This is a genomic window from Pseudoalteromonas sp. S8-8, from assembly GCF_000497875.1.
Lineage (GTDB): Bacteria > Pseudomonadota > Gammaproteobacteria > Enterobacterales > Alteromonadaceae > Pseudoalteromonas > Pseudoalteromonas arctica.
This window is the reverse complement of record NZ_AUTR01000020.1, coordinates 18,596-44,677: the sequence shown is the minus strand read 5'-3', so window position 1 is coordinate 44,677 and position 26,082 is coordinate 18,596. Positions and strand designations below refer to the sequence as shown.

General features: G+C 40.0%; 27 protein-coding genes. 10 read left to right on the top strand and 17 right to left on the bottom strand.

The window, feature by feature from the left end; translation table 11 throughout:
* Positions 1 to 6: 6 nt before the first annotated feature.
* The 5 genes from apaG to lptD are packed head-to-tail and all read right to left on the bottom strand — an operon-like array spanning position 7 to position 5,765.
* The gene (apaG, locus tag L659_RS0105085) at positions 7 to 396 is read right to left on the bottom strand and encodes a Co2+/Mg2+ efflux protein ApaG (protein ID WP_002960839.1); all 390 of its coding nucleotides are present in this window, start codon (positions 394 to 396) and stop codon (positions 7 to 9) included.
* Positions 380 to 1,186, bottom strand: coding sequence for a 16S rRNA (adenine(1518)-N(6)/adenine(1519)-N(6))-dimethyltransferase RsmA (gene rsmA, locus L659_RS0105080; protein WP_002960838.1), 807 nt, complete (start codon positions 1,184 to 1,186; stop codon positions 380 to 382). The genes apaG and rsmA overlap by 17 nt, the downstream gene beginning before the upstream one ends.
* Complete coding sequence (pdxA, locus tag L659_RS0105075) at positions 1,183 to 2,175, bottom strand: 4-hydroxythreonine-4-phosphate dehydrogenase PdxA (protein ID WP_024589800.1); 993 nt, start codon at positions 2,173 to 2,175, stop codon at positions 1,183 to 1,185. Before pdxA ends, rsmA begins: the two co-directional genes overlap by 4 nt.
* A gap of 2 nt (positions 2,176 to 2,177) precedes the next feature.
* Positions 2,178 to 3,473 (bottom strand): peptidylprolyl isomerase SurA, encoded by a 1,296-nt coding sequence (surA, locus tag L659_RS0105070; RefSeq protein ID WP_024589799.1) that lies wholly within the window; start codon positions 3,471 to 3,473, stop codon positions 2,178 to 2,180.
* A 39-nt stretch (positions 3,474 to 3,512) separates the two neighbouring features.
* On the bottom strand, positions 3,513 to 5,765 hold the full coding sequence (gene lptD / locus L659_RS0105065) for an LPS assembly protein LptD (RefSeq protein ID WP_024589798.1): 2,253 nt from the start codon (positions 5,763 to 5,765) through the stop codon (positions 3,513 to 3,515).
* A gap of 111 nt (positions 5,766 to 5,876) precedes the next feature.
* On the opposite strand from lptD, the gene L659_RS0105060 reads away from it, so the two are divergent.
* The 3 genes from L659_RS0105060 to djlA are packed head-to-tail and all read left to right on the top strand — an operon-like array spanning position 5,877 to position 8,429.
* Positions 5,877 to 6,878, top strand: coding sequence for an aminoglycoside phosphotransferase family protein (locus L659_RS0105060; protein ID WP_024589797.1), 1,002 nt, complete (start codon positions 5,877 to 5,879; stop codon positions 6,876 to 6,878).
* Positions 6,875 to 7,531, top strand: a complete 657-nt coding sequence (gene murU / locus L659_RS0105055; RefSeq protein WP_024589796.1) for an N-acetylmuramate alpha-1-phosphate uridylyltransferase MurU — start codon at positions 6,875 to 6,877, stop codon at positions 7,529 to 7,531. The genes L659_RS0105060 and murU overlap by 4 nt, the downstream gene beginning before the upstream one ends.
* 31 nt (positions 7,532 to 7,562) lie before the next feature.
* Positions 7,563 to 8,429, top strand: coding sequence for a co-chaperone DjlA (djlA, locus tag L659_RS0105050; RefSeq protein WP_024589795.1), 867 nt, complete (start codon positions 7,563 to 7,565; stop codon positions 8,427 to 8,429).
* On the opposite strand, the gene L659_RS0105045 is transcribed toward djlA, so the two are convergent.
* The 3 genes from L659_RS0105045 to rsuA all read right to left on the bottom strand — a co-directional run bounded on the left by L659_RS0105045 (position 8,412) and on the right by rsuA (position 10,923).
* A complete protein-coding gene (locus L659_RS0105045; protein WP_024589794.1) occupies positions 8,412 to 9,359 on the bottom strand; it encodes a DUF3530 family protein in 948 nt (315 codons plus the stop codon). The two genes, djlA and L659_RS0105045, sit on opposite strands and share 18 nt — an antisense overlap.
* Positions 9,360 to 9,451: 92 nt before the next feature.
* Positions 9,452 to 10,105 carry a bifunctional tRNA pseudouridine(32) synthase/23S rRNA pseudouridine(746) synthase RluA gene (gene rluA / locus L659_RS0105040; protein WP_024589793.1) on the bottom strand — a complete coding sequence of 218 codons (654 nt, stop codon included), beginning with the start codon at positions 10,103 to 10,105 and terminating at the stop codon, positions 9,452 to 9,454.
* 119 nt (positions 10,106 to 10,224) lie between these two features.
* On the bottom strand, positions 10,225 to 10,923 hold the full coding sequence (gene rsuA, locus L659_RS0105035; protein WP_024589792.1) for a 16S rRNA pseudouridine(516) synthase RsuA: 699 nt from the start codon (positions 10,921 to 10,923) through the stop codon (positions 10,225 to 10,227).
* Positions 10,924 to 10,982: 59 nt separating this feature from the next.
* Between rsuA and zapE the strand changes: the two genes are divergently transcribed.
* Positions 10,983 to 12,092: a cell division protein ZapE gene (gene zapE, locus L659_RS0105030; RefSeq protein WP_024589791.1), complete on the top strand. Its 1,110-nt coding sequence runs from the start codon at positions 10,983 to 10,985 to the stop codon at positions 12,090 to 12,092.
* 513 nt (positions 12,093 to 12,605) lie between these two features.
* Here zapE and L659_RS0105025 read toward each other — a convergent pair.
* From L659_RS0105025 to L659_RS0105000, 6 genes are read right to left on the bottom strand one after another with little or no spacing between them, the layout of a single operon-like run.
* Positions 12,606 to 14,018, bottom strand: a complete 1,413-nt coding sequence (locus L659_RS0105025; protein WP_024589790.1) for a tetratricopeptide repeat protein — start codon at positions 14,016 to 14,018, stop codon at positions 12,606 to 12,608.
* Between the two features lie 19 nt (positions 14,019 to 14,037).
* A complete protein-coding gene (locus tag L659_RS0105020; RefSeq protein WP_010555258.1) occupies positions 14,038 to 14,694 on the bottom strand; it encodes an energy transducer TonB in 657 nt (218 codons plus the stop codon).
* A gap of 1 nt (position 14,695) precedes the next feature.
* Positions 14,696 to 15,100: an ExbD/TolR family protein gene (locus L659_RS0105015; RefSeq protein ID WP_024589789.1), complete on the bottom strand. Its 405-nt coding sequence runs from the start codon at positions 15,098 to 15,100 to the stop codon at positions 14,696 to 14,698.
* A gap of 4 nt (positions 15,101 to 15,104) precedes the next feature.
* Positions 15,105 to 15,485, bottom strand: coding sequence for a MotA/TolQ/ExbB proton channel family protein (locus L659_RS0105010; RefSeq protein WP_002960812.1), 381 nt, complete (start codon positions 15,483 to 15,485; stop codon positions 15,105 to 15,107).
* Positions 15,478 to 16,803 (bottom strand): MotA/TolQ/ExbB proton channel family protein, encoded by a 1,326-nt coding sequence (locus tag L659_RS0105005; protein ID WP_024589788.1) that lies wholly within the window; start codon positions 16,801 to 16,803, stop codon positions 15,478 to 15,480. Before L659_RS0105005 ends, L659_RS0105010 begins: the two co-directional genes overlap by 8 nt.
* The gene (locus L659_RS0105000; protein ID WP_024589787.1) at positions 16,803 to 17,576 is read right to left on the bottom strand and encodes a DUF3450 family protein; all 774 of its coding nucleotides are present in this window, start codon (positions 17,574 to 17,576) and stop codon (positions 16,803 to 16,805) included. Before L659_RS0105000 ends, L659_RS0105005 begins: the two co-directional genes overlap by 1 nt.
* 217 nt (positions 17,577 to 17,793) lie before the next feature.
* Here L659_RS0105000 and L659_RS0104995 point away from each other — a divergent pair, with 217 nt between their 5' ends.
* Both L659_RS0104995 and L659_RS0104990 read left to right on the top strand, forming a co-directional pair.
* Positions 17,794 to 19,974: a TonB-dependent receptor gene (locus L659_RS0104995; protein WP_024589786.1), complete on the top strand. Its 2,181-nt coding sequence runs from the start codon at positions 17,794 to 17,796 to the stop codon at positions 19,972 to 19,974.
* Between the two features lie 77 nt (positions 19,975 to 20,051).
* A complete protein-coding gene (locus L659_RS0104990; protein WP_007585050.1) occupies positions 20,052 to 20,732 on the top strand; it encodes a Fe2+-dependent dioxygenase in 681 nt (226 codons plus the stop codon).
* A gap of 190 nt (positions 20,733 to 20,922) precedes the next feature.
* On the opposite strand, the gene galE is transcribed toward L659_RS0104990, so the two are convergent.
* A complete protein-coding gene (galE, locus tag L659_RS0104985) occupies positions 20,923 to 21,939 on the bottom strand; it encodes a UDP-glucose 4-epimerase GalE (RefSeq protein ID WP_024589785.1) in 1,017 nt (338 codons plus the stop codon).
* Between the two features lie 279 nt (positions 21,940 to 22,218).
* Between galE and L659_RS0104980 the strand changes: the two genes are divergently transcribed.
* Positions 22,219 to 22,710, top strand: coding sequence for a DUF3016 domain-containing protein (locus tag L659_RS0104980; protein ID WP_010555263.1), 492 nt, complete (start codon positions 22,219 to 22,221; stop codon positions 22,708 to 22,710).
* Between the two features lie 55 nt (positions 22,711 to 22,765).
* Here the strand turns inward: L659_RS0104980 and L659_RS0104975 are convergent, their stop codons facing one another.
* Positions 22,766 to 23,056 carry a hypothetical protein gene (locus tag L659_RS0104975; protein WP_007585044.1) on the bottom strand — a complete coding sequence of 97 codons (291 nt, stop codon included), beginning with the start codon at positions 23,054 to 23,056 and terminating at the stop codon, positions 22,766 to 22,768.
* 71 nt (positions 23,057 to 23,127) lie between these two features.
* Between L659_RS0104975 and L659_RS0104970 the strand changes: the two genes are divergently transcribed.
* Positions 23,128 to 23,337: a hypothetical protein gene (locus L659_RS0104970; RefSeq protein ID WP_002960797.1), complete on the top strand. Its 210-nt coding sequence runs from the start codon at positions 23,128 to 23,130 to the stop codon at positions 23,335 to 23,337.
* Positions 23,338 to 23,345: 8 nt separating this feature from the next.
* Here L659_RS0104970 and epmB read toward each other — a convergent pair whose 3' ends face one another.
* Complete coding sequence (gene epmB, locus L659_RS0104965; protein WP_024589784.1) at positions 23,346 to 24,359, bottom strand: EF-P beta-lysylation protein EpmB; 1,014 nt, start codon at positions 24,357 to 24,359, stop codon at positions 23,346 to 23,348.
* 41 nt (positions 24,360 to 24,400) lie between these two features.
* Between epmB and efp the strand changes: the two genes are divergently transcribed.
* Complete coding sequence (efp, locus tag L659_RS0104960; RefSeq protein ID WP_010555265.1) at positions 24,401 to 24,967, top strand: elongation factor P; 567 nt, start codon at positions 24,401 to 24,403, stop codon at positions 24,965 to 24,967.
* Positions 24,968 to 25,023: 56 nt separating this feature from the next.
* Positions 25,024 to 25,998: an elongation factor P--(R)-beta-lysine ligase gene (gene epmA / locus L659_RS0104955; protein WP_024589783.1), complete on the top strand. Its 975-nt coding sequence runs from the start codon at positions 25,024 to 25,026 to the stop codon at positions 25,996 to 25,998.
* Positions 25,999 to 26,082: the final 84 nt, after the last annotated feature.

The window sequence follows — 26,082 nt, the reverse complement described above, 5'->3', positions numbered from 1 at the left end:
AAGTGCTTAATGCAAAATGTTAGGGCAAGCCAAACGAAACACATTAATAGGCGCCTGAAACTCAGAGCCAAACTCGTTGCGTAACGTGTAATGGCCTTGCATAGTGCCTACAGGTGTATCTAAAATTGCACCGCTGGTGTATTTATAGCTTTCGCCTGGGCCAATATCTGGCATTTCGCCAACAACGCCTTCGCCTTCAACTTCTACTTGTTTGCCATTTGCATCGGTAATTAACCAATAGCGGCTCAGTAATTTTGCACTGCATAAACTATGGTTTTTAATTGTTACCGAGTAAGCAAATACGTATTTTTCAAGCTCAGGTTGAGATTGGCCTTCTACGTAAAATGTTTCTACAGATACCTTTACAGGCGATCCAATGTTACTGCTTGTTGTCATAAATCCAGTTAGCTATATCAATAAATTGTTGTAAAGATAAGCGCTCAGCACGCAGCGTTATATCAATGCCAATGCTAGTTAGTTCTTCTGCGGTAAGTAAGTTACCTAAACTATTTCGTAGCGTTTTACGGCGCTGGTTAAATGCTTCTAAACACACGGTGTTTAAAATTTTAACGCTTTTTGCTGTACGTTGCTCTGGCTTTTTAGGTATTAAACGAATAACAGCAGAGTCAACTTTTGGCGCTGGTTTAAAGCACTCAGGTGGTACTTCAACAACCGGCATTGCATTACAGTAGTATTGAGTCATTACGCTTAAGCGACCAAATGTTTTACTACCTGGGCCTGCTACCATGCGTTTTACTACTTCTTTTTGAAGCATAAAGTGCATGTGCTCAATATGATCTGAAAATTCAAAAAGGTGAAACAATAACGGTGTCGAAATATTGTAAGGTAAGTTACCAAACACTTTTAATTTTTTGTCATCGCGAACCAAGCTTGCAAAGTCAAACGTCATTGCATCGCCTTGGTTAACGGTTAATTTAGGACCCAAAAATGGGTGTTCAATTAATCGTTGTGCTAAGTCTTTATCTAATTCAACAACCGTTAAATGGCCGCTTAAGTCGGCTACTGGCTCAGTAATTGCGCCAAGGCCTGGGCCAATTTCTACTAAGTTGTCTTCTGGTTTAGGATCAATCGCAGAGACTATTTTATCGATGATAGATTCATCAAATAAAAAGTTTTGCCCAAAACGCTTACGAGCGCGGTGTCCTAAATGTACTTTATCGGTCATTGATTTTGTGCTTTTTCTTGGGCGAGCTTAATTGCTTCGCGGATCGCTAATTCAAAACTGCCAACGTCAGCTGTACCAGTCCCTGCTAAATCGAGAGCAGTACCGTGGTCAACTGAGGTGCGGATAAATGGTAAGCCAAGGGTAATATTTACCGATTTACCAAATCCTTTGTATTTTAGCACAGGTAATCCCTGATCGTGATACATAGCAAGTACTGCATCTGCTTCAGATAGGTATTTATGTTGAAATAAGGTATCGGCCGGTAGTGGGCCAATTAAATTCATCCCTTCGCTTCTAAGTATTTCAAGCGTTGGGGTGATTGTTTCTATTTCTTCACGGCCTAAATGGCCATCTTCACCTGCATGTGGGTTTAAGCCACACACTAAAATACGTGGTTTTTCTATCCCAAACTTAGTTTGTAAGTCGTGATTTAAAATACCCGCTACTTTAGTTAAGCGCTCAGGAGTAATGGCACGCGACACATACGCAAGTGGAATATGCGTGGTTACAAGTGCAACGCGTAAACCTTCAGTTGCAAGCATCATAACCACATCTGCAGTATTTGATTGCTGCGCAAAATACTCAGTGTGTCCGCTAAATGAAATGCCCGCTTTGTTAATAATGCCTTTGTGAACAGGGCCCGTAACAACCGCATCGAACGTGCCATCCATGTTTTTTTCGCTTGCTATACGCAAGGTATCTAACACGTATTGGCCGTTACCGTCGTTTAGTACGCCAAGCTCTACATCCGCACCTAAATCAACCTGATGAATATACAAACTGCCCGCAGGTGCTGCTATGGCGGGGGCATTATCATCAAATTCAATTAAATTTATTGTTAAGCCTAAATGCTTTGCACGCTCTTTTAATAGTTTGCCATCAGCAATCGCTATTAGTTGAGCGTCCCACGCTTGCTGAGCAAGCGTGAGTAGCAAATCTGGGCCAATACCGGCTGGTTCACCCGGTGTAATAGCAATTCTTAGAGTCATATTTATTGGTCTATAGGGAAAATTTCAACGTGAGCTTGCTCGCGCATTTCTTGCTGCCAGTTAAAACTTTCTTCCTTAAATTTACGGTTAAACAACATGCCATGAGCACGGTTACGTTTAGCTAGTTCAGTTTTATCAGCTACACGTTTGCCAAGTAACTGCACAATATGCCAACCAAACTGTGTTCTAAACGGTTCGCTTATTTCGTCTTGCTTAAGAGAAAGCAATGTATCTTTAAACGCAGGTACGTAGGTAGTTGGATCTGTCCAATCGTACTCACCACCTTTAAGTGCAGAACCTGGATCTTCTGAGTACTCTTTAGCTAACTTTCCAAAGTCAGCAGTTCCTGCGCGTAAGTCTTTTGCAAAGCCAGCAAGCATAGAGCGTGCTTTTTCTTCACTTAAAATAATTGAAGGTTTAATTAGTATATGGCGTGAACGCACTTCAGTTGTTTCTACAACTTGTAAACCACGAACGTCTTGTACTTTAATGATATGAAAACCAGCACCAGAGCGAAGAGGGCCAACAATAGCGCCTTTCTTTTGGCCTTTTACTGCTTCAGCAAAAAGCGATGGCATTTCGTTAATACCCATGTAACCAAGCTGTCCACCTTCAAGTGCTTTAGAGCCGCTTGATGATGAAATAGCAATACGCTTAAATTCTTGGCCATCGTTTAATAGCTCAATAACTTTATCTGCGCGTGTTTTTGCGCCAGCAATTTCGTCAGCGTTCGCATCGTTAGGGATATCTATTAAAATATGACCAATGTCGTACTCTTCAGCACTTTGACCTTGGGTTTCCATAATTTTTAAAAGGTTATCAACTTCTTGCTCGCTAATATAAATACGGCGATCGACACTTGCACGTGTTACTTGCTGCGTTGTAATTTCTTTACGAATTTCTTCACGGTAAGCTTGAAAGCTTTCGCCCGAACCTTCAATAGTACGGCGTAAATCGGCAATTGTACCGCCTTGCTCTTGTGCCATGCTTGCAAGAGTTTGATCAAGTTGGCTGTCTGAGATTTGTAATCCCATACGTTCAGCCATTTGTATCATAAGGGCTTGATTTACTAAACGCTCAACAGCTTGTACACGAAGAGTTTCATCTTTTGGTAATTGCTGGTTTTGTTCTTGTGCTTGCTTTTTAACACGATTAATAATGGTGTCTACTTCGCTTTTTAAAATTACGCCTTGGTTTACAACGCCAATAACTTTATCTATTTCTACTGGTGCGGCCATTGCACTTTGACAAAGGCTGGCACTTAAAACTGCTGATGTTAATAATTTTTTTAAATTCATATTCTTTTTACTACTCTTGCTGATAGTACTGTTGTGATACTAGTTACTAAGAAAATACGGTCTACGATAGCCAAAAATACCTTGTTGTAATAATTTTTGTGCATCATAACGGCTTTTACTGCCAAGTCCTTTTAATACAAAATTCAAACTAATACCTGAATCAAAAGTTGCTTGTTCTTGGCCTATTGATTGATTTAAATCTGTTTCAATTTGGCGGTGCCCAGTAATTTGGATAGCCCAACAGCATGATTCATACTGTAATCCGCTCAATACTTCGATACTTCTGTTGTTTTCAAGATCTCGATGATAGCTTGCAATAAATTGCCATTCGTCGCTAATAGGAATACTTGTAAATACACCTGCTTGCTCGATTGTATTTCCTGAGACATCATTTGCATAGCGATGGTTCAATTGTACTAGCTGATTATTATCACCTTTATAATCAAGTGTTACATTTGACTGTACCATTTGCTTGCCATCTGTATCGTATTGAATACCTCCAGCGAGGTACCAACGGCGGTGCCAATGTAACATGGTTTGAGCTGCAAATAGTGCATTATAATTAGTGTCTGAGTTTAAGCCCTGCTCTGTTGGCTTGGCGTCATCACTTAAATAAAATATTTGGCCGGCACTAAAATTAAATACTTCTTCTTGTTTTTTATCAAATAGGCGCGTTGTAGCACCTAAAGTAAACTGATTCGCTGCTGCTATGCGGTCAACACCCGAAAAGCGCACGTCTCTAAATAAACCATAATAATCGTCTTGTAGCTTAGTTGTATCAAATAAGCCAATGTCTGACTGGTCTTTATTAGGTGTATATAAATATTGAATTTGCGGCTCTAGTGTTTGTATAGCATCTTCAAAAAAGTAAGATGCGTCGCGCTCAAAATTAAGCTGAGAATACAAACGTACTTTAGGAATAGTACGCGATACGGTATCGCTGTATTGCGTGCCTGTTAAGTTTCCGCTTTGCTTATAATTAGTTTGCAATAAGCTCACTTCAGATAAAAATGACCACGCATGCGTTGCGTAGTTGTAGCGGGCTTTTGGCTCTACGTGTACACGAGTTGCGCTGTCTATGGCCACTTCTGATGAATCATTAGTAAAATGGCTAATCTCGCCCGACACACTAAAGTCAAAATTATCGAAACGCCAAGGCGCAGTTTGCGTAAAATTAACTTGCGGTATAGCAGTGTATGACTCTAAGTGATCGCCCAGTACTTCAAAGTTTTGTACTTTAATATCGGTGCGCCATGTATCACCCAAATGAGTAAGTGAGCCAGTACGATACAGCTGTGTATCGGTTTTACTGGCATAATTTGAGCTTAAATCGGTGATGTAGTTATCATCGCTTACATTGGTTACATCAACGTTTGCACGCCAGTTTTCACCTAGGTAGCTTTGCTGTTGCCAATGAAACATGTAGCGTTCATTTAAGTCTGGCTCTGAATCATCACTATCTAAATATTCAATCCCTACTAAGCCTTCATGTTGCTCTGTTAGGTATCTAAATTCTGTTTGTAATTGCAGCCCTTTATTAGACATATAACGAGGCGTAATAGTGGCATCAAAATTAGGTGCAATATTTAAATAGTACGGCGTAATTGTTTCAAGGCCGTATTTGTCAGAGCTCGAAATAGTCGGGGTAAGTAAACCCGATTTACGGCGCTCATCTAGCGGAAATGTAAAATAAGGTAAATATAAAACTGGTGTATCGAGAATACGTAATACGGCGTTATATGTTTCGCCCCAGCCTTCTTCGCGTGAAAGGTTTATTTCGTCAGCTTCAATTTCCCATACTGGGGTGTCACTTGGGCAAGTAGTAAAGCTTGCATTCATGAGTAATAGGCCAGACTGATTAACAGTGAGCTTTTCAGCGCCGCCTTTACCTTGTTGTTCGGTTAGGCTGTAGTCGGCGCCTAACAAACTGACTTCTGAATTATTTAAATCGGCATTTAATCCGGTGCTGTTTACTTTACTTACGTAATCTTGATAAGTAATTGGCCCCGTTGCATTTAATAAACCACGCTGTTTGTCTATCAACGCAGTTTGTGCGGACAAACTCATCTTAAGGGTGTTAATATCAACATTGCCGGTAAATTCAGCGCTTTGAGTGCCAAGTAGCTCAACATCATCAGCTTGAATATCAACTTCACCAAGGTTAAGGCCTTCAAGTGGTTGCCAAGCTCTGGTTTGCATTGAAATGCCACAAAGGTTGTGTGCCAGTTCAGTTTCGGCAAGCGATGGTGCGCTAACTACGCTTAGCATCAATATGCCCCAGGTTTTGCTCATTTATCGACCTTAATACTGTGTGTTTAATATAATATACACATAATAAAGGAAAATAATGGCAATTACAGTAATTGACCTAATTAACTTAGTGAAAAATAGATATCTTATAAAATGACACGCTTTGAGAATTTACAACAATTTATAAACACACAGCTTAATGCCAAGTCGCATACTTTAAACGCGATCACGGGTGATGCTAGCTTTCGCCGTTATTACCGTTTAAATCACGATAATAAGCATTTAATAGTGATGGACTCAGATCCGCAAAAAGTGAATAACGAACCTTATATTTCGCTAAACCAGGTGTTTGTTGAGCAAGGTTTTTTACTTCCTACTATTATTGCAAGTGATGAAAAGCAGGGCTTTTTTATTCTCAGCGATTTAGGGAGTACGCACCTAGCTGACATGCTTGATGATGCAAACCGCACCGAGCACTATCAAGCACTAATTAGCTTAAGTGCTCAGTGGGCAAAAACGCCGGCAGCTTCTGCTATGCAAGCGTATAACGCAGACTTTATAAAGCTAGAGCTTGATATATTTAGCCAGTGGTTAGTGAGTGACTTTATTAATGAGCCACTCAGTGCAGAACAAAAAATAATGTGGCAAACAAGTTCAGATCTATTAATAAAGGCCATGCGTGAGCAACCTACGGTTACCGTTCATCGCGATTACCATAGCCGTAATATTATGAACAGTAACGGCCAGTGGGCAATTATAGATTATCAAGATGCTGTACGCGGGCCGCTTTGCTACGACTTGGTATCGCTACTGCGCGATTGCTACTTTAAATTGCCTGAACAAGAATTAACAAGCTTGCTTGATTTTGCTTATCAAGAATTTACAGCTCAAAATTTACTGGCTAATACTTCATTTGATGAGTTTAAATATTGGTTTGATTTAACCGGATTACAGCGCCATTTAAAAGCTGCGGGTATATTTTGTCGATTATATTTGCGCGACGGTAAAACAGGTTATTTAGATAATATTTTACCGACACTTGATTACATTATTGAAGTAGCGGCAAATTACCCAGAGCTTAAAGCATTGAGTGAGTGGACAAAAAATACCATAGTGCCAAAAGTGACTGAAAAGTTAGCAAAGGAGCGCTCATGAAAGCGATGATTTTAGCTGCAGGGCGCGGGCAAAGAATGATGCCGCTTACGCAAAATATGCCAAAGCCAATGTTAAAAGTGGCAGAAAAACCACTTATTGAGCACCATATAAATAACCTTAAAGCTGCCGAAATTACCGATATTGTAATAAACCTTGCGTGGCAAGGTGATAAAATAAAAGACTACTTTAAAGATGGCAGCCAATTTGGTGTAAATATACTTTATAGCCAAGAAGTTGAAGGTGGCCTTGAAACGGCTGGCGGTATAATTGAAGCGTTACCGCTGTTGGGCGACTCGTTCATTGTAGTAAATGGTGATGTATACACCGATTATGATGTAAGTGCGCTAATGCAAATTCATTTACAACCCGGTGAGGCGCACATAGTGCTTATAGAAAATCCGCCACATAATCCTAACGGCGACTTTGCATTGAGCCATTTATCGGCCGAGAGTCAAAAATATACATTTTCGGGGATTGGTAGATATCAGGCTGATTTTTTTAAAGGATTAACGCAAGGTATTCGCCCTTTAGGGCCTATTTTACGTGAAAAGCTAAATGAACATTTAGTCTCAACTGAGCTCTATATAGGGCAGTGGGATGATATTGGTACACCAGAGCGTTTAAACCAATTAAACAAGCGCCTTGAGGCGTAATAACTCAATTTTTAAGAAGGCAGTATTATAGATGTGGGGAAAAATTCTCGGTTTTTGTTTTGGCTTTATGTTTGGCAAAATATTTGGTGCCATTTTAGGTTTATACCTAGGTCATTTATTTGATAAAAGCTTAAAAAATAACTTTGATAAAGCAGGCGGCTTTTCTAGCTTATTTAGTGGTGACGATGTTCACGAGCGCCAAGCTTTATTCTTTTCAAGCTGCTTTGCTGTCATGGGGCACATTGCGAAGTCGAACGGTCGAGTCAGCGAAGTACATATAAAAGCGGCTAACTTGTTTATGGATGAAATGGGCTTAAAGGGCGAAGAACGCCGCGAAGCACAGCATGCATTTCAGTCAGGTAAAGAGAGCGACTTTTCACTTAAAGAAACAGTATACGATTTTAAAGAACGCTTTGCTAAACGAAACGATCTAATACAGTTATTTTTAGAAATACAAATTCAAATGGCGTTTTCTGATGGAGTGCTAGCCGAACAAGAAAAGCAACTATTAGCAGAAGTAAGTAAACAGTTAGGTATTTCTAAAACACGCTTTGCATTTGTATTAAAGCGCTACCAAGCAGAGTTTAACTTTAGAAAGCAACAACAGCAGTTTAATCAGCAGCAACAAAACCAAGGTCAAAGTAGTAGTTACCGTGAGGGTTCTGGCCACCATGTACCGCCAAATAATAATATGAACCGTGCGCAAGCATTGGCGTTATTAGGCTTAAGTAGCGATGCAACGCAGCGTGATATAAAAGTAGCGTACCGTAAACTTATGTCGCAACATCATCCAGATAAATTAGTATCGCAAGGTTTGCCAAAACACATGATGGAACTAGCTGTTAAAAAGAGCCAAGATATTCAAGCTGCTTATGAGTATTTAAAAAAGTCGGCGTAAAAAACCGTCTATTTCTTTTGTTAGGCGTGCGTGTTGATCGGGTTGATCGGGCAGGCCAAACAACTGGCGTTGGCGGTAATCAAATTTTGCATTTCGGTCAACCCAGCGCTGACGATTTTTAAGGCTCATTAAAATGTCTGTGCTGTCATTTGCATAGTAAATATCAAGTAAGGCGGGTGTAACAAGTGATGCTGTTTGGCTCAAACTTTCGTTACGTTTAGTATTAGGTAAGTAACTGCTTAAACTTATAAAGGCATCCAATCTTTCGTCCGGAAAATCTGCATAGTACTCCAACAACACACCAGCACTTGTACCTTGTGCAATAACCACTATATTACTCGAATCTTCCATAGCGGTTTGATACAGCGCATTAAACCGAGAAATGAGATTTATTTTATAGTTATCAAGTATGTCGTCAGTTATTTTTTCAATTGCATTAACGTAATGAGGTTCTTCTTTTATTTTTGCAGGCTGTGGTTGTGCGTTTGTTGTATCGGGTGATGCAGGTTCTTCGTTTTTGCTAGGCGCAACTTCAGCCTCATTTTGCGTTGTTTTTGCCATTTTACTTGCTTGCCAATCAATGTCGGGTACTGTCATTGCGTAGGTGCTGTAACCTAGATTATTAAGCTCTTTGCGCAAGTAGCTCATACCTGAATTATTGGTAGGTGAAGAATGCCAGTCGGGTATAAGTATTACTATACCTCTAAAATTACTACTCATATACTCGCTGTAAAGGCTTAAAAATTCTGTTTCACCCGCTAATATTGGTTTGATTTCATCGCTTGGAAGTAGTCGCTCAATGTCGCTATTTTCAATACTTGAAAAAGTAGGTGGAGTAATATGTTCTGCCGCGCTGATAGGGTTAGCTAAAAGTAGCGCACAGCTGAGCTGTATATAAAAAGCCCTGTTTAAAAACCGTGGAAATAGCATAACTCACCTAACTAATGACAATTAGTTAGGTATCGGCAAGGCTATCTAAAAGTTTAATGTATAGAGCGAATTAGCTAGTAAATTTAAACCTGTTAAAACTCTAATTCCGCTTCAAAAGTAAGTACTTGCTCAGTTACGGGGTGCTTCAATTGCAGCATTTGAGCATGTAATTGTAAGCGAGGAGCAGCAGCAAGTGCCTCCTTATGGGCGTAAAGTCTATCACCTAAAATAGGATGACCAAGGCTTAACATATGCACACGTAGTTGATGTGAGCGACCAGTGATGGGGGTTAGCTCTACACGGGTTGCATTTTCTTCACGCTCAAGTATTTTAAAATGCGTAAGCGAAGGTTTACCTCTGTCGTGATCAACCATTTGCTTAGGGCGATTAGGCCAATCACAAATAAGGGGTAAATCTACTGAGCCTGTTTCAGCTTCAAGTTGTCCGTATACACGTGCTATGTAACGTTTAGCTGTTTCGCGCTCTTGAAACTGCATACTTAAATGTCTGTGCGCTGCTTTATTCATGGCAAGGCACAGTATGCCAGAAGTCGCCATATCTAAGCGGTGCACTATTCTTGCTGTTGGAAAAACACGATTAACGCGATTAATTAAGCTGTCGGCATGTTTAGGATCTTTACCTGGGACAGTTAATAACTCACTTGGCTTATTAACGATAAGTAAGTCGTCATCCTGAAAAAGTATTGTTAAATAGGGGCTCATAGGGGGATTGTAGTTAACTAACACGGCCGACCTTAGTAAATTGGAAGGGCACTATTTTAGTGGAGCAAGTTAAAAGGCTCAAGTAAAAGTTTGGCTATATTGTTTTAACTAATAATCCAAGCCTTAGCTCCTTTAAAGCACTTTTATAGCTTAATTTCTTGCGCTGTTAATAATCGATATTCACCACTAGCCAAGTTTTCATCTAGGGTAATTTCCGCAATTTGCTCGCGATGCAGCTCAACTACTTTGTTATCTACCGCGTAAAGCATACGCTTAACTTGATGATACTTACCTTCACTTATTGATAAACGCAGGCCGTAATTAGCAAGTCTCTCAGCTATAGCTGGGCGAGTTAAATCTTTTTCGTTATGCAGCATGACACCTGTTCGTAATTGCTCAAGGGCTTCATCGGTAATCGGCTCTTGGGTTTCTACTAGGTAGGTTTTAAATTTATTGCTTTTAGGTGACGTAATTTTATGTGACCAATCGCCATCATTAGTAATAATAACTAAACCTGTGGTATCTATATCAAGGCGACCTGCTACGTGAAAGTCGCTCATATTTGGCTCATCAAGTAAGTCAAAAACGGTTTTATGAAGCTCATCGCTGTTAGCGCATACATAGCCAACAGGTTTATTTAGCATGTAATAGCGCTTACCTAAAAATACCAAAGGCGTACCTTGGTGCAGTACTTCATCTTGCTGGGCTAGCTGAAAATTATGTGATGTGATTACTTCACCATTAACGCTTACTTCTTTTCGCTTAATACTCGCGCGAGCTTGGGTACGCGGTATTTCGGCTAAGTGGCTAATAAATTTATCTAAGCGGCAAGGGAATTTCATTTTGGTTCACATTTTTAGTCGGCTACAATGGGCGCGATTATAGCCGATAGTGAAATACCATGACAGTGCACAGCACACAAATTTTAAGCCTTTACCAAGCAAAAATAGACACAGGTGAACTGTGTTTTGATGCTGCGCAGCAAAATGCAGTGGAAGCTTTAAATACGCTAAGCGAGCAACTTCAAGCTCACACATCATGGTGGCAAAAAGCGCCCTTAATAAAAGGCATTTATTTATATGGACCCGTAGGACGCGGTAAATCCATGTTAATGGATTTATTTTATAAAAACCTACCTATTGAGCAAAAACAGCGACTGCATTTTCATCATTTTATAGCACAAGTGCATACCCAACTTTCGCAGCTACAAGGTCAAAAAAATCCACTAATCCTAATTGCAAAACAGTGGGCTAAAAGTATTCGTGTATTGTGTTTTGACGAGTTTTTTGTGAGCGACATTGGCGATGCCATGATTATGGCCAGATTGTTCAATGCGTTGTTTGAACAAGGTGTTGTGCTGGTGGCCACATCGAACGCAAAGCCAGAGCAGCTTTATTACAACGGCCTGCAACGGGCGCGATTTTTACCTACTATTGATTTAATTAATAACCATTGCCATATAATTAACGTGGCAGGGGAGGACGATCACCGCTTTAGATATGGTAAAAACAGTCGTCACTATTTTATTAATTTATCAAATCACGATTTTGAAAGTAAGTTTTTAGCTTCGTATCCGGCTGTAACATGCAGCAATACAGTTAGTGTGCATGGGCGCGATTTACCTTATTTATTAAGAGCCGATAACGCCTTGATGATTGATTTTATGGCGCTATGCTCAGGCCCACGCAGTGCTAACGACTATATGTTTTTAGCAACCAAATTTGATGTGTTATATGTATCGAACGTGCCGCAAATGGGTGTTAAAGCAACGGGTAAAGTTATTGTTCACGGTATAGAAGATAGCTACCAACGCGAAAAACAAACACTTGATGAGCATACTTTTGACGACGAAGCACGGCGCTTTATTGCCTTAGTAGATGAGTTTTACGATTGCCATAAATTGCTAGTGATAAATGCGCAAACCGACATTGAACATTTATATAAAGGTAAAAAGTTGAGCTTTGAATATGCACGAACGCAATCGCGCATAGTCGAAATGCAAAACTGGTAACGCTTTAATATATATTGTAAACGAGCTTGCTCACGCGAAAAGCGCAGCTTTTAATATTTATAACTGATACTTTATTTACTTATTGGTTTCTCTAAAGCGTAGCGCCCTCTAAACCTCTTTGTGAATAAATCACTTAAGATCTTATTGCACAAAGAGGAGTAAATGAGAAAACATTAAAGCATAGAAATTACGAGCTTTGCTCGTCACGCCAGCAAGTTGTGCATCTACAAGTCAGTTTAACCACGGCGTCAAATTTTACCGTTAGGCGTAGAGCTTGCTCACGCGAAAAGCGCAGCTTTTAATATTTATAACTGATACTTTATTTACTTATTGGTTTCTCTAAAGCGAAGCGCCCTCTAAACCTCTTTGTGAACAAATTATCTAAAAACTTATTGCACAAAGAGAAGCAAAAGAGGAGTAAATGAGAAGACATTAAAACATAGAAATTACGAGCTTTGCTCGTCACGCCAGCAAGCTGTGCGTCTACAAGTAAATTTAACCACAGCGTTAAACTTATCCTTCTTGGCGCACTATATTCTCAAGGGCGCGAATATTAGTAATTAAGTCCTGGCGTTGTGGGTTAGCTTGTAATGCTTTTCTAAGATGCTTTAGCGCGCTCGGGTAGTCTTTAGAATCAATCGCTATTTGCGATAATCCAAGCCATGCCGATAGTTGGTAATCAGGTAGGGCTTGTGCACGAACGTACATAAGTTTTGCTTGGGTAAGTTGGCTTTTACTGCGATAAATACTCGCTAAACTAAGTAGGGCATCACCTAAATTCGGGTTTATTTTAAGTGCATTATTTAAGCTTTTAAGAGCACGTTTAGTATTACCTTGTTGCATAGCAATTTGTGCGCTGTATACAGAAAACTGGGCTTGTTCATCACGGGGTAGCTGCTTAGTTAATCTTTTTGCGCTGCCTATTAGCTCTTTAGCTAAATCCCATTTTTGTTGAGATACAAGCCAGCCTAAAGTTTGCATCGTGGTATTAATAACCTCAACTTGCTGCTGTTTAGTGGCGTGTTTTAAACCTTGCTTTAATAAACTTACAGCGCGTTCACTGCTACCTTCACTTAAATGCAGCTGGGCTGCTAAAAGCTGGTTACTGGTATCTTTAGGGTTGATTTTTAGGGCCACTTCAATAGCAGCAAGCGCTTGCTTTTTTTGATCAAGTTGTAACGCTATTTGTGCACGTTGCAACCAAATTTCAGCTTTATCAGGGGTTTTATTGAGTAATTCTTTTAATAATGCACTTGCCTGGCTTAAATCACCCGATTCAATTAACGCAAACAATAGCCCTTGTTGGTATTGGCTTGTTTTTGGCGCTAGCATCAGTGCTTGGCGGTACGCCGCTACTGCGCTCCAAGGTTGGCTATGCTGCACGTGTATATAAGCAAGTTGCGCATAACTTTGTGCATCAGCTTGGCCAAGTTCAATAGTGCGTACTAAGTGTGTTTGTGCTTTGTCATACTTTGCTTGTTGCATGTATAAAAGGCTCAAACCTTGGTGTGCTTTTACTAAATCAGGTGAGGCTTTTAAACACGCTAAGTAAGCTAGTTCAGCGTTGTTAAAGTCTTTTGTTGAAAGCAGTACTTGTGCACGTAATAAGTTTAAAGCAGTGCTATCTTCGCTTATATCACGGCCTTTAAATAGCGCAGCGACTTCACTGTAATTACCGGCTTGTAAGAGTGGTTGTACTTGGCGAGCAAAACCGCGCTCGTTAGGCTCAATCAGAACTTCTGTAGGGCCCAGTAATTTATTATTTATAGTTAACTGCCATGTTGGATCGCTAGGCGATAAAGTTACTTTTAGAGGCGTACTCATGGCACTTGCATGCACGCTAGTTACACCTAATAAAGGGAATGAGCACATTAAAGTAGTGATAACTGCGCGAGTTAATGGTTTTAGCGTTTTAAATATATTCATGTTTTTCATTTTAATAGGCTTAAGGTTTAAATTCGATTGGCCAAATAAAGCGAGCGCGTACGGTTTCACCTTCTTTTTTAGGTGCACTAAAGCGGCTTTGTTTAATAATTTTGTCGATAGCTGGTTTAAGTTCAGGGTATGGATTTTGTACTACTTCAATTAAACTTACCTTGCCACTTTCATCAATAAATACATCGAGTTTTACAGTAAATACATCAACACCTCGGCGGGTTAAGCTTTTTGGTAAAACGGCCTTGACGGGAGTAAGCAAAGTGGGGAGACCATCGAGTTGATTTAAGCTAAATGCATCCCAATTTACACTCATTGATTGCCATTGTGGCGCGCTTACTTTTACGCTAGGTGTATCGGGTTTTACAATACTTAAATTACTGTTGATCTTAATTTTTACGGCTTGAATAGACGCGCCTGCACCTTCTACCGCTAAGCTTTGCATTGGCTCACTTGTTTGCTGTTGCGATATCGATGGAGGAGGGGGCGGTGGTAGTGCCACCATGGCAATCTCACGTACAACCACTTTGTCTTGTATATGATGTTCAGCAAGTTGCCCAAGCCATAAAAGCAGTAATGCAGCACTAAGTACAATGAGGCTAAGGCCAAATGCAAAAAGTGGATGGCGATTGTTTTTTGTTTTTTGAGGCGAGTCAATCGTGTGCATATTATTGCTTCGTAGCTAAGTTAACTTTCGCCGCACCTGCCAGCTTTGCTTCGTCAATTACTTGAACAAGTAACTCTGTAGGTACTGTTTTATCAGCTTGAATTACCACAGGGCGTTGTTGCTGTTTTAACATTTGCTCGACACTACTACGTACACCAGCAACACCAATTTGGCTACCATCAAAAAATACTTGTTGGTTGTCGGTTATTGCTAAAAAAATGACTTGCTGCTCAAGACGACTGGCCGATACGGCTTGTGGTTTATCAACCTCAACACCGCTTTCGCGTACAAATACGGTTGTAACAATAAAAAATATTAGCAATATAAATACCACATCAAGTAGCGGCGACATATCAATATGTTGCCCCGCTTCTTGCTCTAGCTTGTGCTTTAATCGTGATTGCATAGTGTTACCCTAACTGTTTACTTAACGTATGTAATTTAGGATTACGCTGCGAATACGCTAAATACGCTTGCATTAACCACGCGGGAATAGCGCACACAAGGCCCAATTGAGTTGTTAGTAATGCATCACCAATGGCGTCACTCATTAACTCGTTATGGCCCAGCGCCATTACTTTAAATGTATCAAGTAAACCAACAATGGTACCTAATAAACCAAGTAGCGGAAGAGCGGCAGTTAAAATAGAGCTTACCTCTTGCCAGTAACCTTTACGCTGCGCTTGGTATTGTTTAAGGTGCAGCAAGTCATGAAAAATCAGCTGGTATACAAATAAAGCGAGTAAAAGAATACACCAGCAAATAGGGTTACTAACGATTTTCTCAAACATTGGTTTCTCCTTTTTCTAGTTGACTAAGCTGTAATGCAAAGCCTTCTAGTTGGCTGTAGTACGCTTTTGCTTTACGCGATAACAGTGCATTTAATACCAATGCAGGTATGGCCACGACTAAACCCAGTTCGGTTGTTATAAGTGCTTGTGCGATACCGCCCGATACAACTTCTGGGTCGCCTGAGCCAAATAAAGTCATCATTTTAAATGTTTCGATCATGCCGCTAACAGTGCCTAATAACCCGAGTAATGGGGCTACTGCAGCCGTAACGGCAATAGCGCCAATAAAGTTATCGAGTTTATGCTTATCGTGAATTAACTGATTAAATAACTGATCGTCTCGTACTTGGCCTTTTTCGCTTTGCAGCGTTAAGTTAAATAGCTGCTGCTGCATACCTGCAAATTCACTGCTATTTTCAGCTTTAAAAAATTGCTGTAATTGCATTTGAGAGTGCATTTTAATTTTACTTAAACGCAGTAGTTGTGCGGCTTTTAATAGCGCAATGGTTAGTGCAAAGCAGGCAAATAAAATAATAGGGATAGCCCATAAACCGCCTTTTTCTAGGTGTTCAAGCGGACTTTCTTGTTGGGCTTGGCTAGTTACTAAGTGCGTTAAACTAGGATCAAAAGTAAGTAATGTTGAGCCTACACCGTTTTGCTTTAAAGTATTATCGAGTGGGTTGTCGTCACTTGTTGATTGTACTAACGCTACTTTTAATGCATTAGATTCATCATCCAAATCTAATAAACCCATAAGTTTAGGTGTTTGCGTACTAAACCATGCAACAGGCCCGACTTGAAGGGTATTAGCTTGGCTTAATTCGCCATTACTTAGCACAACCGATTGCTTTTTAAACTGTGGATAAAGTGCCTGTTCTTGATTATTAATTTGCGATATAACGCGGCTTAATAACTCGTTTTGGTTATTAGTCGACTCGTTACTGCTCGCACTATTGCTGGTATTTTGGCGTACAAAACGGCTAAGTAAGTTTAATTGGTATTGCTGCTGCTGTTGCCAAGTGTCTAATCGGGTTTGTAACTGATCGAGGCTTAATGTGTTTTCGTCAGCTAGGCGGCGATTAACTGCGGCTTGTTCGCGTAATTTACTGAGCGATTGCTGCTTGGTAAAAATTTGCTTTGCAAGGGTAGCTTGCTCTTTTGAAATACTATTTTGAGTTTTATTTAGAGTACGTTGCGCTGTTTTTATATCACTTAAAATACTTTGTTTAGCATCATCACTGCTAGCTGCAAAAGAAATGTTTGCACTAAAAAGTAACACTGTGGCGCTAAATACTTTAATTATGCTGTTAGTAGCCATTATTTAGCCCCTTGCTGGTTTTTATTTACATAACTTAATATTGGGAGTGTTACCCAATCAGCAGCGCGCTTTTTTTGCTGTACAGCAATACCCAGTGCAACTTGCTCAGCATTAATGCTTGAGTCAAATTCCCACTGCCAACCTAAGTCACTTGGAAAACCAATACCTACGTAACTTAAATCTTCGCTTACAAACCATGCTTGTGCTGCACCTAAATAAAGCTGCTTTACCCACACTTCTTGCCCGTCAGGATGCTTAATAGCCATTTCGTGAATTGAAATACGTTGTTGAAAATCATTAAGTAGAGTCAGCATTTTTAGCGCTGTTTGTAATTTGTCAGTTGTACTGAGCTGTGAGTCGCTTAAATCACTAGTGTTTTTCCAACTACTTAAAAGTGGCGGGGGGAGTTGCACTTGTAATGAAAGTAATTGCTGAGAAATACGCGCTAGTTGATCATTTAATTGCTGTTGCTCATTTTCAAGTTCTGATTGCTTAGTAACAAGCTGTTCGCGTTTTTGGGCAAGCTCACTGGTGCTTTTTTTTCTACGCTGATTAAGCTCGCTAAGTTGCTGCTGCTCAGCATTTAGAAGCGTTAAGGTTTGCTCCATGCTGCTTTTTTGTTCAAGCCAATGAGTATTTAATTCTGTGTTTTGATTTTCTATTTGTAGCCATTTATTAACGAGTTGTTCTAGCTCACTAACAGTGTCGGCTTTTACTGCCATGGTGCTACAAAGCGCGATAACTACGCTAATTGGTTTAATTAAGCTTCGCATTACTTAACAACAATCCTGAAAGTTACGACAAGCAATTACAGGGACGTAATTACTGTTAATTTTTGAGTGTGTATACAATATAGGAATTCACATAACAATGCAATTGATAACAGTTATCGTTTACATTGCGTTGTTTGAGTGGTAGGATTTCGCCGAAATTAAATATGTACCTTAAATTAACAATAGTTAAGTGCTTAATAAAAACTACGGAGTAACCATGAGTAAGCCATCGAATAAAGGGAATGCCTACATAAAGCCAATTGCAGCGGTTGTTACGGCAACGCTTTCAACTTGGGCAAGTGCACAGGATGTCCAAGAACTATCGGTAACTAAAGCAGAAACTAAAACTGAGTCTAGCTATGTTGTTGAAAAATCAACGTCGCATAAATACACTCAACCGCTACTCGATACAGCTAAAACTGTAACGGTAATTAACCAAGCGGTAATGAAAGACAGAAACGTAGATAGCCTACGTGATGCTTTGCGTAATGTTTCAGGTATTTCTTTAGCAGCAGGTGAGGGGGGCTCACCTACTGGCGATAGCATGTCGATTCGTGGTTTTAGTGCTACAAATGATATTTTTGTAGATGGTATTCGTGATGTTGCAGGTTACACACGCGATATTTACAACATTGAAGCCGTTGAAGTTGCAAAAGGCCCTGGCTCAGCAGTTTCTGGTCGTGGCGCAACAGGTGGTAGTGTTAATTTAGAAAGTAAAAAGGCGAAGTTAGACAGCTTTAACGACGTTTCGCTACGTTTAGGCACAGAAAACGATTACCGTGGTCGTTTTGATACTAACATTCAAGTAAACGACACAAGCGCACTACGTATAAACCTTCTTACTGATAAAGGTGATGTTGCAGGTCGTGACCATGTTGAAAACGAAACAAATGCTGTTGCGTTTGCATTTGCAACAGGGCTTGGTACAAACAGCCGTTTTGATTTAAACCTAGAGTATCAACGCCAAGATAATTTACCAGATTACGGCATTCCGTGGGTTTACAGCGATACGCCTGTAGCTGAACTTGCAGATAGCGCGCGCTCACCTTCTCCTGTCGATTTTGATAACTTTTACGGTAATATTTATCGTGATTACGAAGATATTGAAGCCTACTCAACAACAGCTCGTTATGAGTATGATTTTTCTCAAAATACTACGTTACGTGTTCAAGGTCGTTTAGGTAAAGTAAAACGTGAATCAGTAACAACTGCACCGCGTTATTTCTCGGTTACAACAGACACTGATATTACCTTTGCAGATGAAAAAACACGTGATACTGAAAATTCACTTGCTGCACTTCAAGTTGATTTAATTGGTAACTATGAGTTTGCTGGCTTTACTCACGACGTAGTAGTGGGTGTTGAACTTGCAAACGAAACGTTTACACGCCATAACTTTGTTGCAACTACGCCTGATAACCTAATTGAAGATGGAATACGCAACGACTTATACAACCCTGATGCAACAATTGCATTTACGGGTGTGTACGGCCGTGACGGTACAAGCATTGAAGCTAAAGCTAAAAACCAAGCTATTTATGCATTTGATACAGTGACGCTTAACAAGCAATGGGAAGTTACAGGCGGAATTCGCTTTGATAGCTTCACTACGGATTATCACAACGATTACAATGATCCAAGCGCTTTAATTTCTACAAGTGACGATTTATTTAGCTGGAATGCAGCTGTAGTTTATAAACCTACAGAAAATGGCAGTGTATATTTTGGCGCAGGTAATTCATTCAATCCATCAGCGGAAAGTCTAACGGTATCTACGCGTTCAAATGCAGCTGATTTAGACGCAGAAGAAAGCCGCAGTTATGAATTAGGAACTAAATGGAGCCTAATGGATGGCCGCCTGCAAACTAATGCTGCACTTTTCCGTACTGAAAAAACCAATGCCCGTACTGATGACCCATTTGTAGATAGCTCAAGTGACGAAATACTCGGTGGTGAGCAGCGCGTTCAAGGTTTAGAGCTTTCAGCAACGGGCCTAATTACTAAAGAGTGGACTGTGATTGCTTCATACACTTACCAAGATAGCGAAGTAACTGAAGCATTAGGCGACGACGCAACTCAAATTGGTAACGAGCTTGCTCGTACGCCTAAAAATAGCGCAAGTGTTTGGACTACGTACGATATGTCGGATAAATTATCGTTTGGTTTAGGTGCGCAATATGTAGGTGAGCGTTATAACGGGACTACGTCAACACGCTCTCGTGCGCCAGGTTATACTATTTTTGACCTGATGGTTGCGTATGACATATCAAAAGATTTGAGCCTGCAGTTTAATGGTGAAAACTTAGGTGATAAAGATTACGTTGATCAGTTAGGTGGTGGACACTTTGTACCAGGTGATGGTCGTAAGTTTAGCTTAACAGCGAGCTACTCTTTCTAAGAGTAAAATAAGTACGGCATAAAAGGGCAGAGTTAACTCTGCCCTTAATTATTTGATGAAAATGTGAGAGGGCGCACATGCTAGTTAAAATTCCAGAGCTACTAACGAAAGAAGAAGTGGCGTATTGTCATGAGGTTTTGCTTAAAGCGCAGTGGGCCGATGGCAGTATTACCGCAGGGCATCAATCAACCAAAGCAAAAAATAACTTACAGCTACCTGAAAATAGCCCTGAATGCCAAGAGCTTGGCGACATTATTATGGCAGCACTTGCGCGTAGTAATTTGTTTATGTCGGCAGCGCTCCCCGCAAAAATTTTTCCTCCGCTTTTTAACTGTTATCAAGGTGGGCAATCGTTTGGAGTGCATGTAGATAATGCGATTAGACAAGTGCCGGGTACGCCAGTAAAAATTCGTACAGATGTATCAATGACGTTATTTATTAATGACCCCGAAGACTATGAGGGCGGTGAACTTGTTATTGAAGACACTTATGGCTCACACAGCGTAAAGCTGCCAGCAGGCAGTATGGTGTTGTACCCTTCAACGAGTTTACATCGTGTAATGCCAGTAACAAGTGGGCGCAGATTAGCCTCATTCTTTTGGTTACAGAGCATGGTAAACAGCGACGAAAAACGTGGTTTACTCTTTGATTTAGATATGTCGATTCAAAGTTTGCGCAGCAAAGTAGAAGATAGCCCAGAGATTATTCAATTAACAGGGGTTTATCATAACTTGCTAAGACAGTGGGCGCAGACATAACGAAGATACTCGTTATTAAATATTAAATATTAAATATTGGATATTAGATATAAGTAATTAAAAGCTGCGCTTTTCGCGTGAGTAAGCTCTACGCCTACGACGCAGCCATAAAATTGAATTCGGTGTTTAAAATACTCGGTATGCGCGGCTTGATGCCGCGCACTTATTGTAAGCGCAAAGCTTGTTTTACTTAACCCTTATAACCGTTAGGGTTATTTGACTGCCAGCGCCAGGTATCTTGCATCATTTCATCAATACCGCGCACTGCTTCCCAGCCAAGTTCATTAAGTGCTTTTTCTGGCGCTGCATAACACGCTGCAATATCACCCGGGCGGCGAGGTGAAACCTGATAAGGTACAGCTTGATCGCTTGCTTTAATAAATGCATTAACCATTTGTAGTACAGAGTAACCATTACCAGTACCTAGGTTATAAACTAATGCACCCGTACTGCTGGCAATTTTATCAAGCGCTTTTAAATGACCAATAGCTAAATCTACAACGTGTATATAGTCGCGTACACCTGTGCCATCAACTGTGTCGTAGTCATCACCAAATACAGCGAGTTGCTTTAATTTACCTACCGCTACTTGTGCGATAAACGGTAAAAGGTTGTTTGGAATACCATTAGGATCTTCACCAATTAAGCCCGACTCATGTGCACCCACTGGGTTAAAGTAACGCAAAATAGCAAACGCAAAGCGCTCATCTGATTTGGCGATATCTTGTAGCATCATCTCAACCATCAGCTTAGATGTGCCGTACGGGTTAGTAGTACCGCCTACAGGAAAGTCTTCTTTAATTGGTAAGCTTGCAGGGTCGCCGTATACTGTGGCTGACGAGCTAAATACTAATTTAAATACACCAGCATCGCGCATTGCATCAACAAGCGTAAGCGTACCTTGTACATTGTTTTGATAGTACTCAATGGGCTTTGCAACCGACTCGCCTACTGATTTTAAGCCCGCAAAATGTATAACACTATCAACCGTGTGTTTTGCAAATACTGAATCTAAAAAGGGTTTATCGAGAATATCGCCTTGGTAAAAAGTGGCCTCTTTGCCTGTAATATTCTTTACGCGCGCAAGTGATTCTTGTGATGAGTTACTTAAATTATCAATAACAACAACATCGTTACCTTGCTGTAAAAGTTCTAAAACAGTGTGCGAGCCAATATAGCCAGCGCCACCGGTTACTAAAATAGTCATGAAAGCTCCGTGGGTACCTTTTATCAATTGAGTTAATTTCACCATAAATAGAGGTGATTTACATGCTTTATCTGTAATTTCTATAGTTTAAATAACATCTTTTTTTAATAACGGTAAATTAATCACTTTTGATTACATTTTACTCAGTACAAGTAACACTTTATACGTAAGATTAAGTTATAGTTAATAAACAAGTGCTAAAATGAGTCTAGTAATAGCTAATGCTAGGTTTACTCCAATCTACACTTTTGTGATTGGTCTACCTCTTTGGAGAAAGATATGAATTTAGTTAAAAAAATAGCAACAACAATGTGTATCGCATTACCTGCGCTTGCCCATGCTGGTGAGTCTGTTGTTAAATGGCATGACTTTAATGATTATCGTGATGTGCGAGCGTCAAACCAAACAAAGAGCTCATATCACAAAAGTGTGGCAGCAAGTTTCGAAAAGCATATGGCTAAACTAGCCGAGCAATTGCCAAAAGATTATAAATTAAACGTAGAGTTTACAGATTTAGATTTAGCAGGTGATGTGCGTTATGGCGGTATGGACGAAATTCGTGTAGTAAAACCAATTTACTTTCCACGCATTAAGTTAAATTATTCGTTAACCGATAACGACGGTACAGTGCTAAGTAAAGATACTGATGTGGAGCTTAAAGATATGGGCTTTATGGATAAAATTAAAATGGGCCGCGACGAATCATTTTATTACGAAAAACGCTTACTAACAGAGTGGTTTGGTGAACAAATATTACCAAGTTTAGATTAACTGAAAATAAAAATGCCGCTAAATAGCGGCATTTTTATTTTTAAGCTGATTGGTATTACTTAAAGGTAGCTAACAACGTGAGTATTTGTTGTAACTTAATAACGGTTGTTTTCAGTTTTTCTTCTTCAAAACCATCGTTAGATAAGCTTTCAACATCAGCGGCTACGTCGAGTACGTAAGGCTTAAAACGTTTAGCTTCAAAGCTAAAGCCTGAATCGGCAGTAAATAAGGCTTTAAACTTACCGTGACCTTGCTGTTGAAGCTCGTCGAGTTTTTTGTCAGCATCAAGTGCCTGACGATAAACAATTTTTAAGTTGGCATTGAGTTGTTCAATAATAGAATCCATGGTTTTCCTAAAGCTTTGCACTGCATTGCCGACATAATACTTGGATTACATTTAAAAGTCAGGTTTGTTATATGAATATATCAGGCACAAGTTTACCCGCTGTTTCTGGCTCAGGCCAAGGCAGTGAGCTTTACAGCGCTGCTTTATCTAAAAAGCAGCAGTTAGCAGATGGCGCGGCGGCTCTTGCACTTATTGAAGGTGCTGCACAATCGTCAAGTGCGCAAACACCGGCTAAATCGGTAACAGCATCATTGGGTAACAACGTAAATATATACGTTTAAATGCTGTTTTAAATTAGCTTAAGATCGATAGGTGTTTTGCTTTTTTGACCACCGATCTCTCTTACTAATTTAGGCACTAAAAATCCAGGCAGAGCTTTTAATAGCTCTGCCATTATTTCAATTGCTTGCGCTTCATTAATATCAAAGTGGCTCGCCCCTTCAACTTTATCTAGCAAATACAAATAATACGGCAATACGTCTGCGTCAAATAACGCTTCGCTTAAATTTATTTGCGCATCAACCGTATCGTTCACATCTTTTAAAATTACAGCTTGGTTTAGAAGCGTTACGTTTGCTTGTTTAAGCTTTTGCATGGCAGCTTTAAAATCAGCATCTATTTCGTTGGCGTGGTTTATGTGATTAATAAAAATAATTTTTAATGGCGACTTTGCTAATCTCTCACATAACTCATCGGTAACTCGCGCAGGTATAACTACTGGCAAACGGCTATGAATTCGCATTCGTTTAATTTGTGGTAATTGCTCAAGCTCATCTAAAAACCAGCTTATTGCGTCGTCTTTGGCCATAAGTGGATCGCCACCACTTAAAATCACTTCGTTTATATTGCAATCTGATTTTATATAGCTCAGTGTTTCTAGCAGGCTTTTTTTATTGAGCTGATTTTCTTGATACGGAAAATGCCTTCTAAAGCAGTAACGACAATTGACAGCACAGCCGGTTTTAAACATCACCAAAACACGTGATTTATACTTATGTAAAAGGCCTGGTTGGTCGTTATCTTGCTCAAGTAGGGGATCTTTATTAAAACCCGATTTAGTCAAAAATTCTTGATGGCGTGGCATAACTTGTAGCAAAAGAGGATCGTTTGGATCGCCTTTGCGTATTTTTTTTATAAAAGGGATAGGCACGCGTACCGGAAATAAACTACGGGCTTTTAGGTCGTTTTCATGGACTTGGCTCGATAAACCGACCATTTCAAGCAAGGTTTTTGGGCAGGTAACTACATTTGCTAATTCTTTTTGCCAGTTTTTATGCAAATTTGCTTCATTTCTTTGTATCATTGGCATGTAGATTACTCGAAAAAATATAAATAGAGGAAACGATGGCGAATTATAGCACCAACGAGTTCAAGGGCGGCCTAAAAATTATGATGGACGGCGAGCCTTGCAGTATCTTAGAAAATGAAATGGTAAAACCTGGTAAAGGCCAGGCGTTTAACCGTGTTCGTATCCGTAAACTTATCTCTGGTAAGGTGCTTGAAAAAACCTTTAAATCGGGTGAATCAGTTGAAGGTGCTGATGTAATGGATACTGATTTAGCGTATCTATACACAGACGGCGAATTTTGGCATTTCATGAACAACGAAACATTTGAGCAAATTGCTGCTGACGAAAAAGCATTAGGCGATTCAGTAAAATGGTTAGTTGAAAATGATTTATGCACAATTACATTATGGAACGGCAGCCCTATTGCTGTTACACCACCTAACTTTGTTGAGCTTGAGATCACTGAAACAGATCCTGGCCTTAAAGGCGATACAGCGGGTACTGGTGGTAAACCAGCAACGCTTAGCACAGGCGCTGTGGTACGAGTTCCATTATTCGTACAAATTGGCGAAGTAATTAAAGTAGACACTCGTAACGGTGAATACGTAAGCCGTGTTAAGTAAGCTTTAACATTGTTTATAAAATCCCAGCTTACGCTGGGATTTTTTTTGGAGAAAATATGTCAGCAGATCTTTGGGCCCCAAGCGCAAGCATTGAAACACTAAAACAACGCGCATCGATATTACGTAGCATCCGTGAATTTTTTTATGTACGTGATGTTTTAGAAGTAGAAACGCCAAGCTTAAGTGCTGCCAGTGTAACCGATGTGCACTTAGCTAGTTTTAATACCAAATTTGTAGGTCCAGGGCATGCTGGTGGGCTTCCTCTGTTTTTACAAACATCTCCAGAGTTTGCCATGAAACGCTTGTTAGCAGCAGGCTCAGGCGCTATTTTTCAGCTTTGTAAGGCATTTAGAAATGAAGAAGCGGGTAGCCATCATAATCCTGAATTTACTATGCTGGAATGGTATCGCCCAGGCTTTGATGAATTTGCACTTATGGATGAAATGGATGAGTTAATGCAACTTGTTTTAGGCGTCGAGCCTGCAACTAGACTTACCTACCAGCAAGCGTTTGAAAAAGCACTCGGCCTCGATCCGTTAACAGCAAGCATAGAGCAATTAAAGCAACTAGCGTGTAAGCAGGGGTTTGCTGATATAGCCCAAAATGAAACGCATAAAGATACCTTACTGCAATTATTATTTTGTATGAAAGTGGAGCCAACAATAGGACAAGAAAAACCGTGTTTTGTTTATCATTTTCCAGCTTCTCAAGCGGCACTTGCACAAATTTGTGAACATGATGCACGCGTAGCAGGGCGCTTTGAGCTTTATTACAAAAATATGGAATTGGCTAACGGCTTTAACGAACTCACAAATGCCAGTGAGCAAGCTAAACGTTTTAATGAAGATAACACATACCGCGCTAACAACGGTTTAAAGCAAGTACCAATGGATACACGTTTAATTAAAGCGCTAGAACATGGATTACCACAATGCGCAGGGGTGGCTTTGGGGATTGATAGGTTGGTAATGCTCGCAACAAATAAAGAGAAAATTAAAGACGTAATAGCTTTTGATGTTCAAAGAGCGTGATGCTTAGCCTGTAGGTGCGAATTTATTTCGCGCTCATGTAATTTAACTTTATAAAAAGCGAGGTATAAAACCTCACCTACAATA

Excerpts from the sequence above, each read along its gene's own strand:
- apaG (WP_002960839.1), bottom strand. The coding sequence starts at position 396 with ATGACAACAAGCAGTAACATTGGATCGCCTGTAAAGGTATCTGTAGAA.
- rsmA (WP_002960838.1), bottom strand. The coding sequence starts at position 1,186 with ATGACCGATAAAGTACATTTAGGACACCGCGCTCGTAAGCGTTTTGGG.
- pdxA (WP_024589800.1), bottom strand. The coding sequence starts at position 2,175 with ATGACTCTAAGAATTGCTATTACACCGGGTGAACCAGCCGGTATTGGC.
- surA (WP_024589799.1), bottom strand. The coding sequence starts at position 3,473 with ATGAATTTAAAAAAATTATTAACATCAGCAGTTTTAAGTGCCAGCCTT.
- lptD (WP_024589798.1), bottom strand. The coding sequence starts at position 5,765 with ATGAGCAAAACCTGGGGCATATTGATGCTAAGCGTAGTTAGCGCACCA.
- L659_RS0105060 (WP_024589797.1), top strand. The coding sequence starts at position 5,877 with ATGACACGCTTTGAGAATTTACAACAATTTATAAACACACAGCTTAAT.
- murU (WP_024589796.1), top strand. The coding sequence starts at position 6,875 with ATGAAAGCGATGATTTTAGCTGCAGGGCGCGGGCAAAGAATGATGCCG.
- djlA (WP_024589795.1), top strand. The coding sequence starts at position 7,563 with ATGTGGGGAAAAATTCTCGGTTTTTGTTTTGGCTTTATGTTTGGCAAA.
- L659_RS0105045 (WP_024589794.1), bottom strand. The coding sequence starts at position 9,359 with ATGCTATTTCCACGGTTTTTAAACAGGGCTTTTTATATACAGCTCAGC.
- rsuA (WP_024589792.1), bottom strand. The coding sequence starts at position 10,923 with ATGAAATTCCCTTGCCGCTTAGATAAATTTATTAGCCACTTAGCCGAA.
- zapE (WP_024589791.1), top strand. The coding sequence starts at position 10,983 with ATGACAGTGCACAGCACACAAATTTTAAGCCTTTACCAAGCAAAAATA.
- L659_RS0105025 (WP_024589790.1), bottom strand. The coding sequence starts at position 14,018 with ATGAATATATTTAAAACGCTAAAACCATTAACTCGCGCAGTTATCACT.
- L659_RS0105020 (WP_010555258.1), bottom strand. The coding sequence starts at position 14,694 with ATGCACACGATTGACTCGCCTCAAAAAACAAAAAACAATCGCCATCCA.
- L659_RS0105015 (WP_024589789.1), bottom strand. The coding sequence starts at position 15,100 with ATGCAATCACGATTAAAGCACAAGCTAGAGCAAGAAGCGGGGCAACAT.
- L659_RS0105010 (WP_002960812.1), bottom strand. The coding sequence starts at position 15,485 with ATGTTTGAGAAAATCGTTAGTAACCCTATTTGCTGGTGTATTCTTTTA.
- L659_RS0105005 (WP_024589788.1), bottom strand. The coding sequence starts at position 16,803 with ATGGCTACTAACAGCATAATTAAAGTATTTAGCGCCACAGTGTTACTT.
- L659_RS0105000 (WP_024589787.1), bottom strand. The coding sequence starts at position 17,576 with ATGCGAAGCTTAATTAAACCAATTAGCGTAGTTATCGCGCTTTGTAGC.
- L659_RS0104995 (WP_024589786.1), top strand. The coding sequence starts at position 17,794 with ATGAGTAAGCCATCGAATAAAGGGAATGCCTACATAAAGCCAATTGCA.
- L659_RS0104990 (WP_007585050.1), top strand. The coding sequence starts at position 20,052 with ATGCTAGTTAAAATTCCAGAGCTACTAACGAAAGAAGAAGTGGCGTAT.
- galE (WP_024589785.1), bottom strand. The coding sequence starts at position 21,939 with ATGACTATTTTAGTAACCGGTGGCGCTGGCTATATTGGCTCGCACACT.
- L659_RS0104980 (WP_010555263.1), top strand. The coding sequence starts at position 22,219 with ATGAATTTAGTTAAAAAAATAGCAACAACAATGTGTATCGCATTACCT.
- L659_RS0104975 (WP_007585044.1), bottom strand. The coding sequence starts at position 23,056 with ATGGATTCTATTATTGAACAACTCAATGCCAACTTAAAAATTGTTTAT.
- L659_RS0104970 (WP_002960797.1), top strand. The coding sequence starts at position 23,128 with ATGAATATATCAGGCACAAGTTTACCCGCTGTTTCTGGCTCAGGCCAA.
- epmB (WP_024589784.1), bottom strand. The coding sequence starts at position 24,359 with ATGATACAAAGAAATGAAGCAAATTTGCATAAAAACTGGCAAAAAGAA.
- efp (WP_010555265.1), top strand. The coding sequence starts at position 24,401 with ATGGCGAATTATAGCACCAACGAGTTCAAGGGCGGCCTAAAAATTATG.
- epmA (WP_024589783.1), top strand. The coding sequence starts at position 25,024 with ATGTCAGCAGATCTTTGGGCCCCAAGCGCAAGCATTGAAACACTAAAA.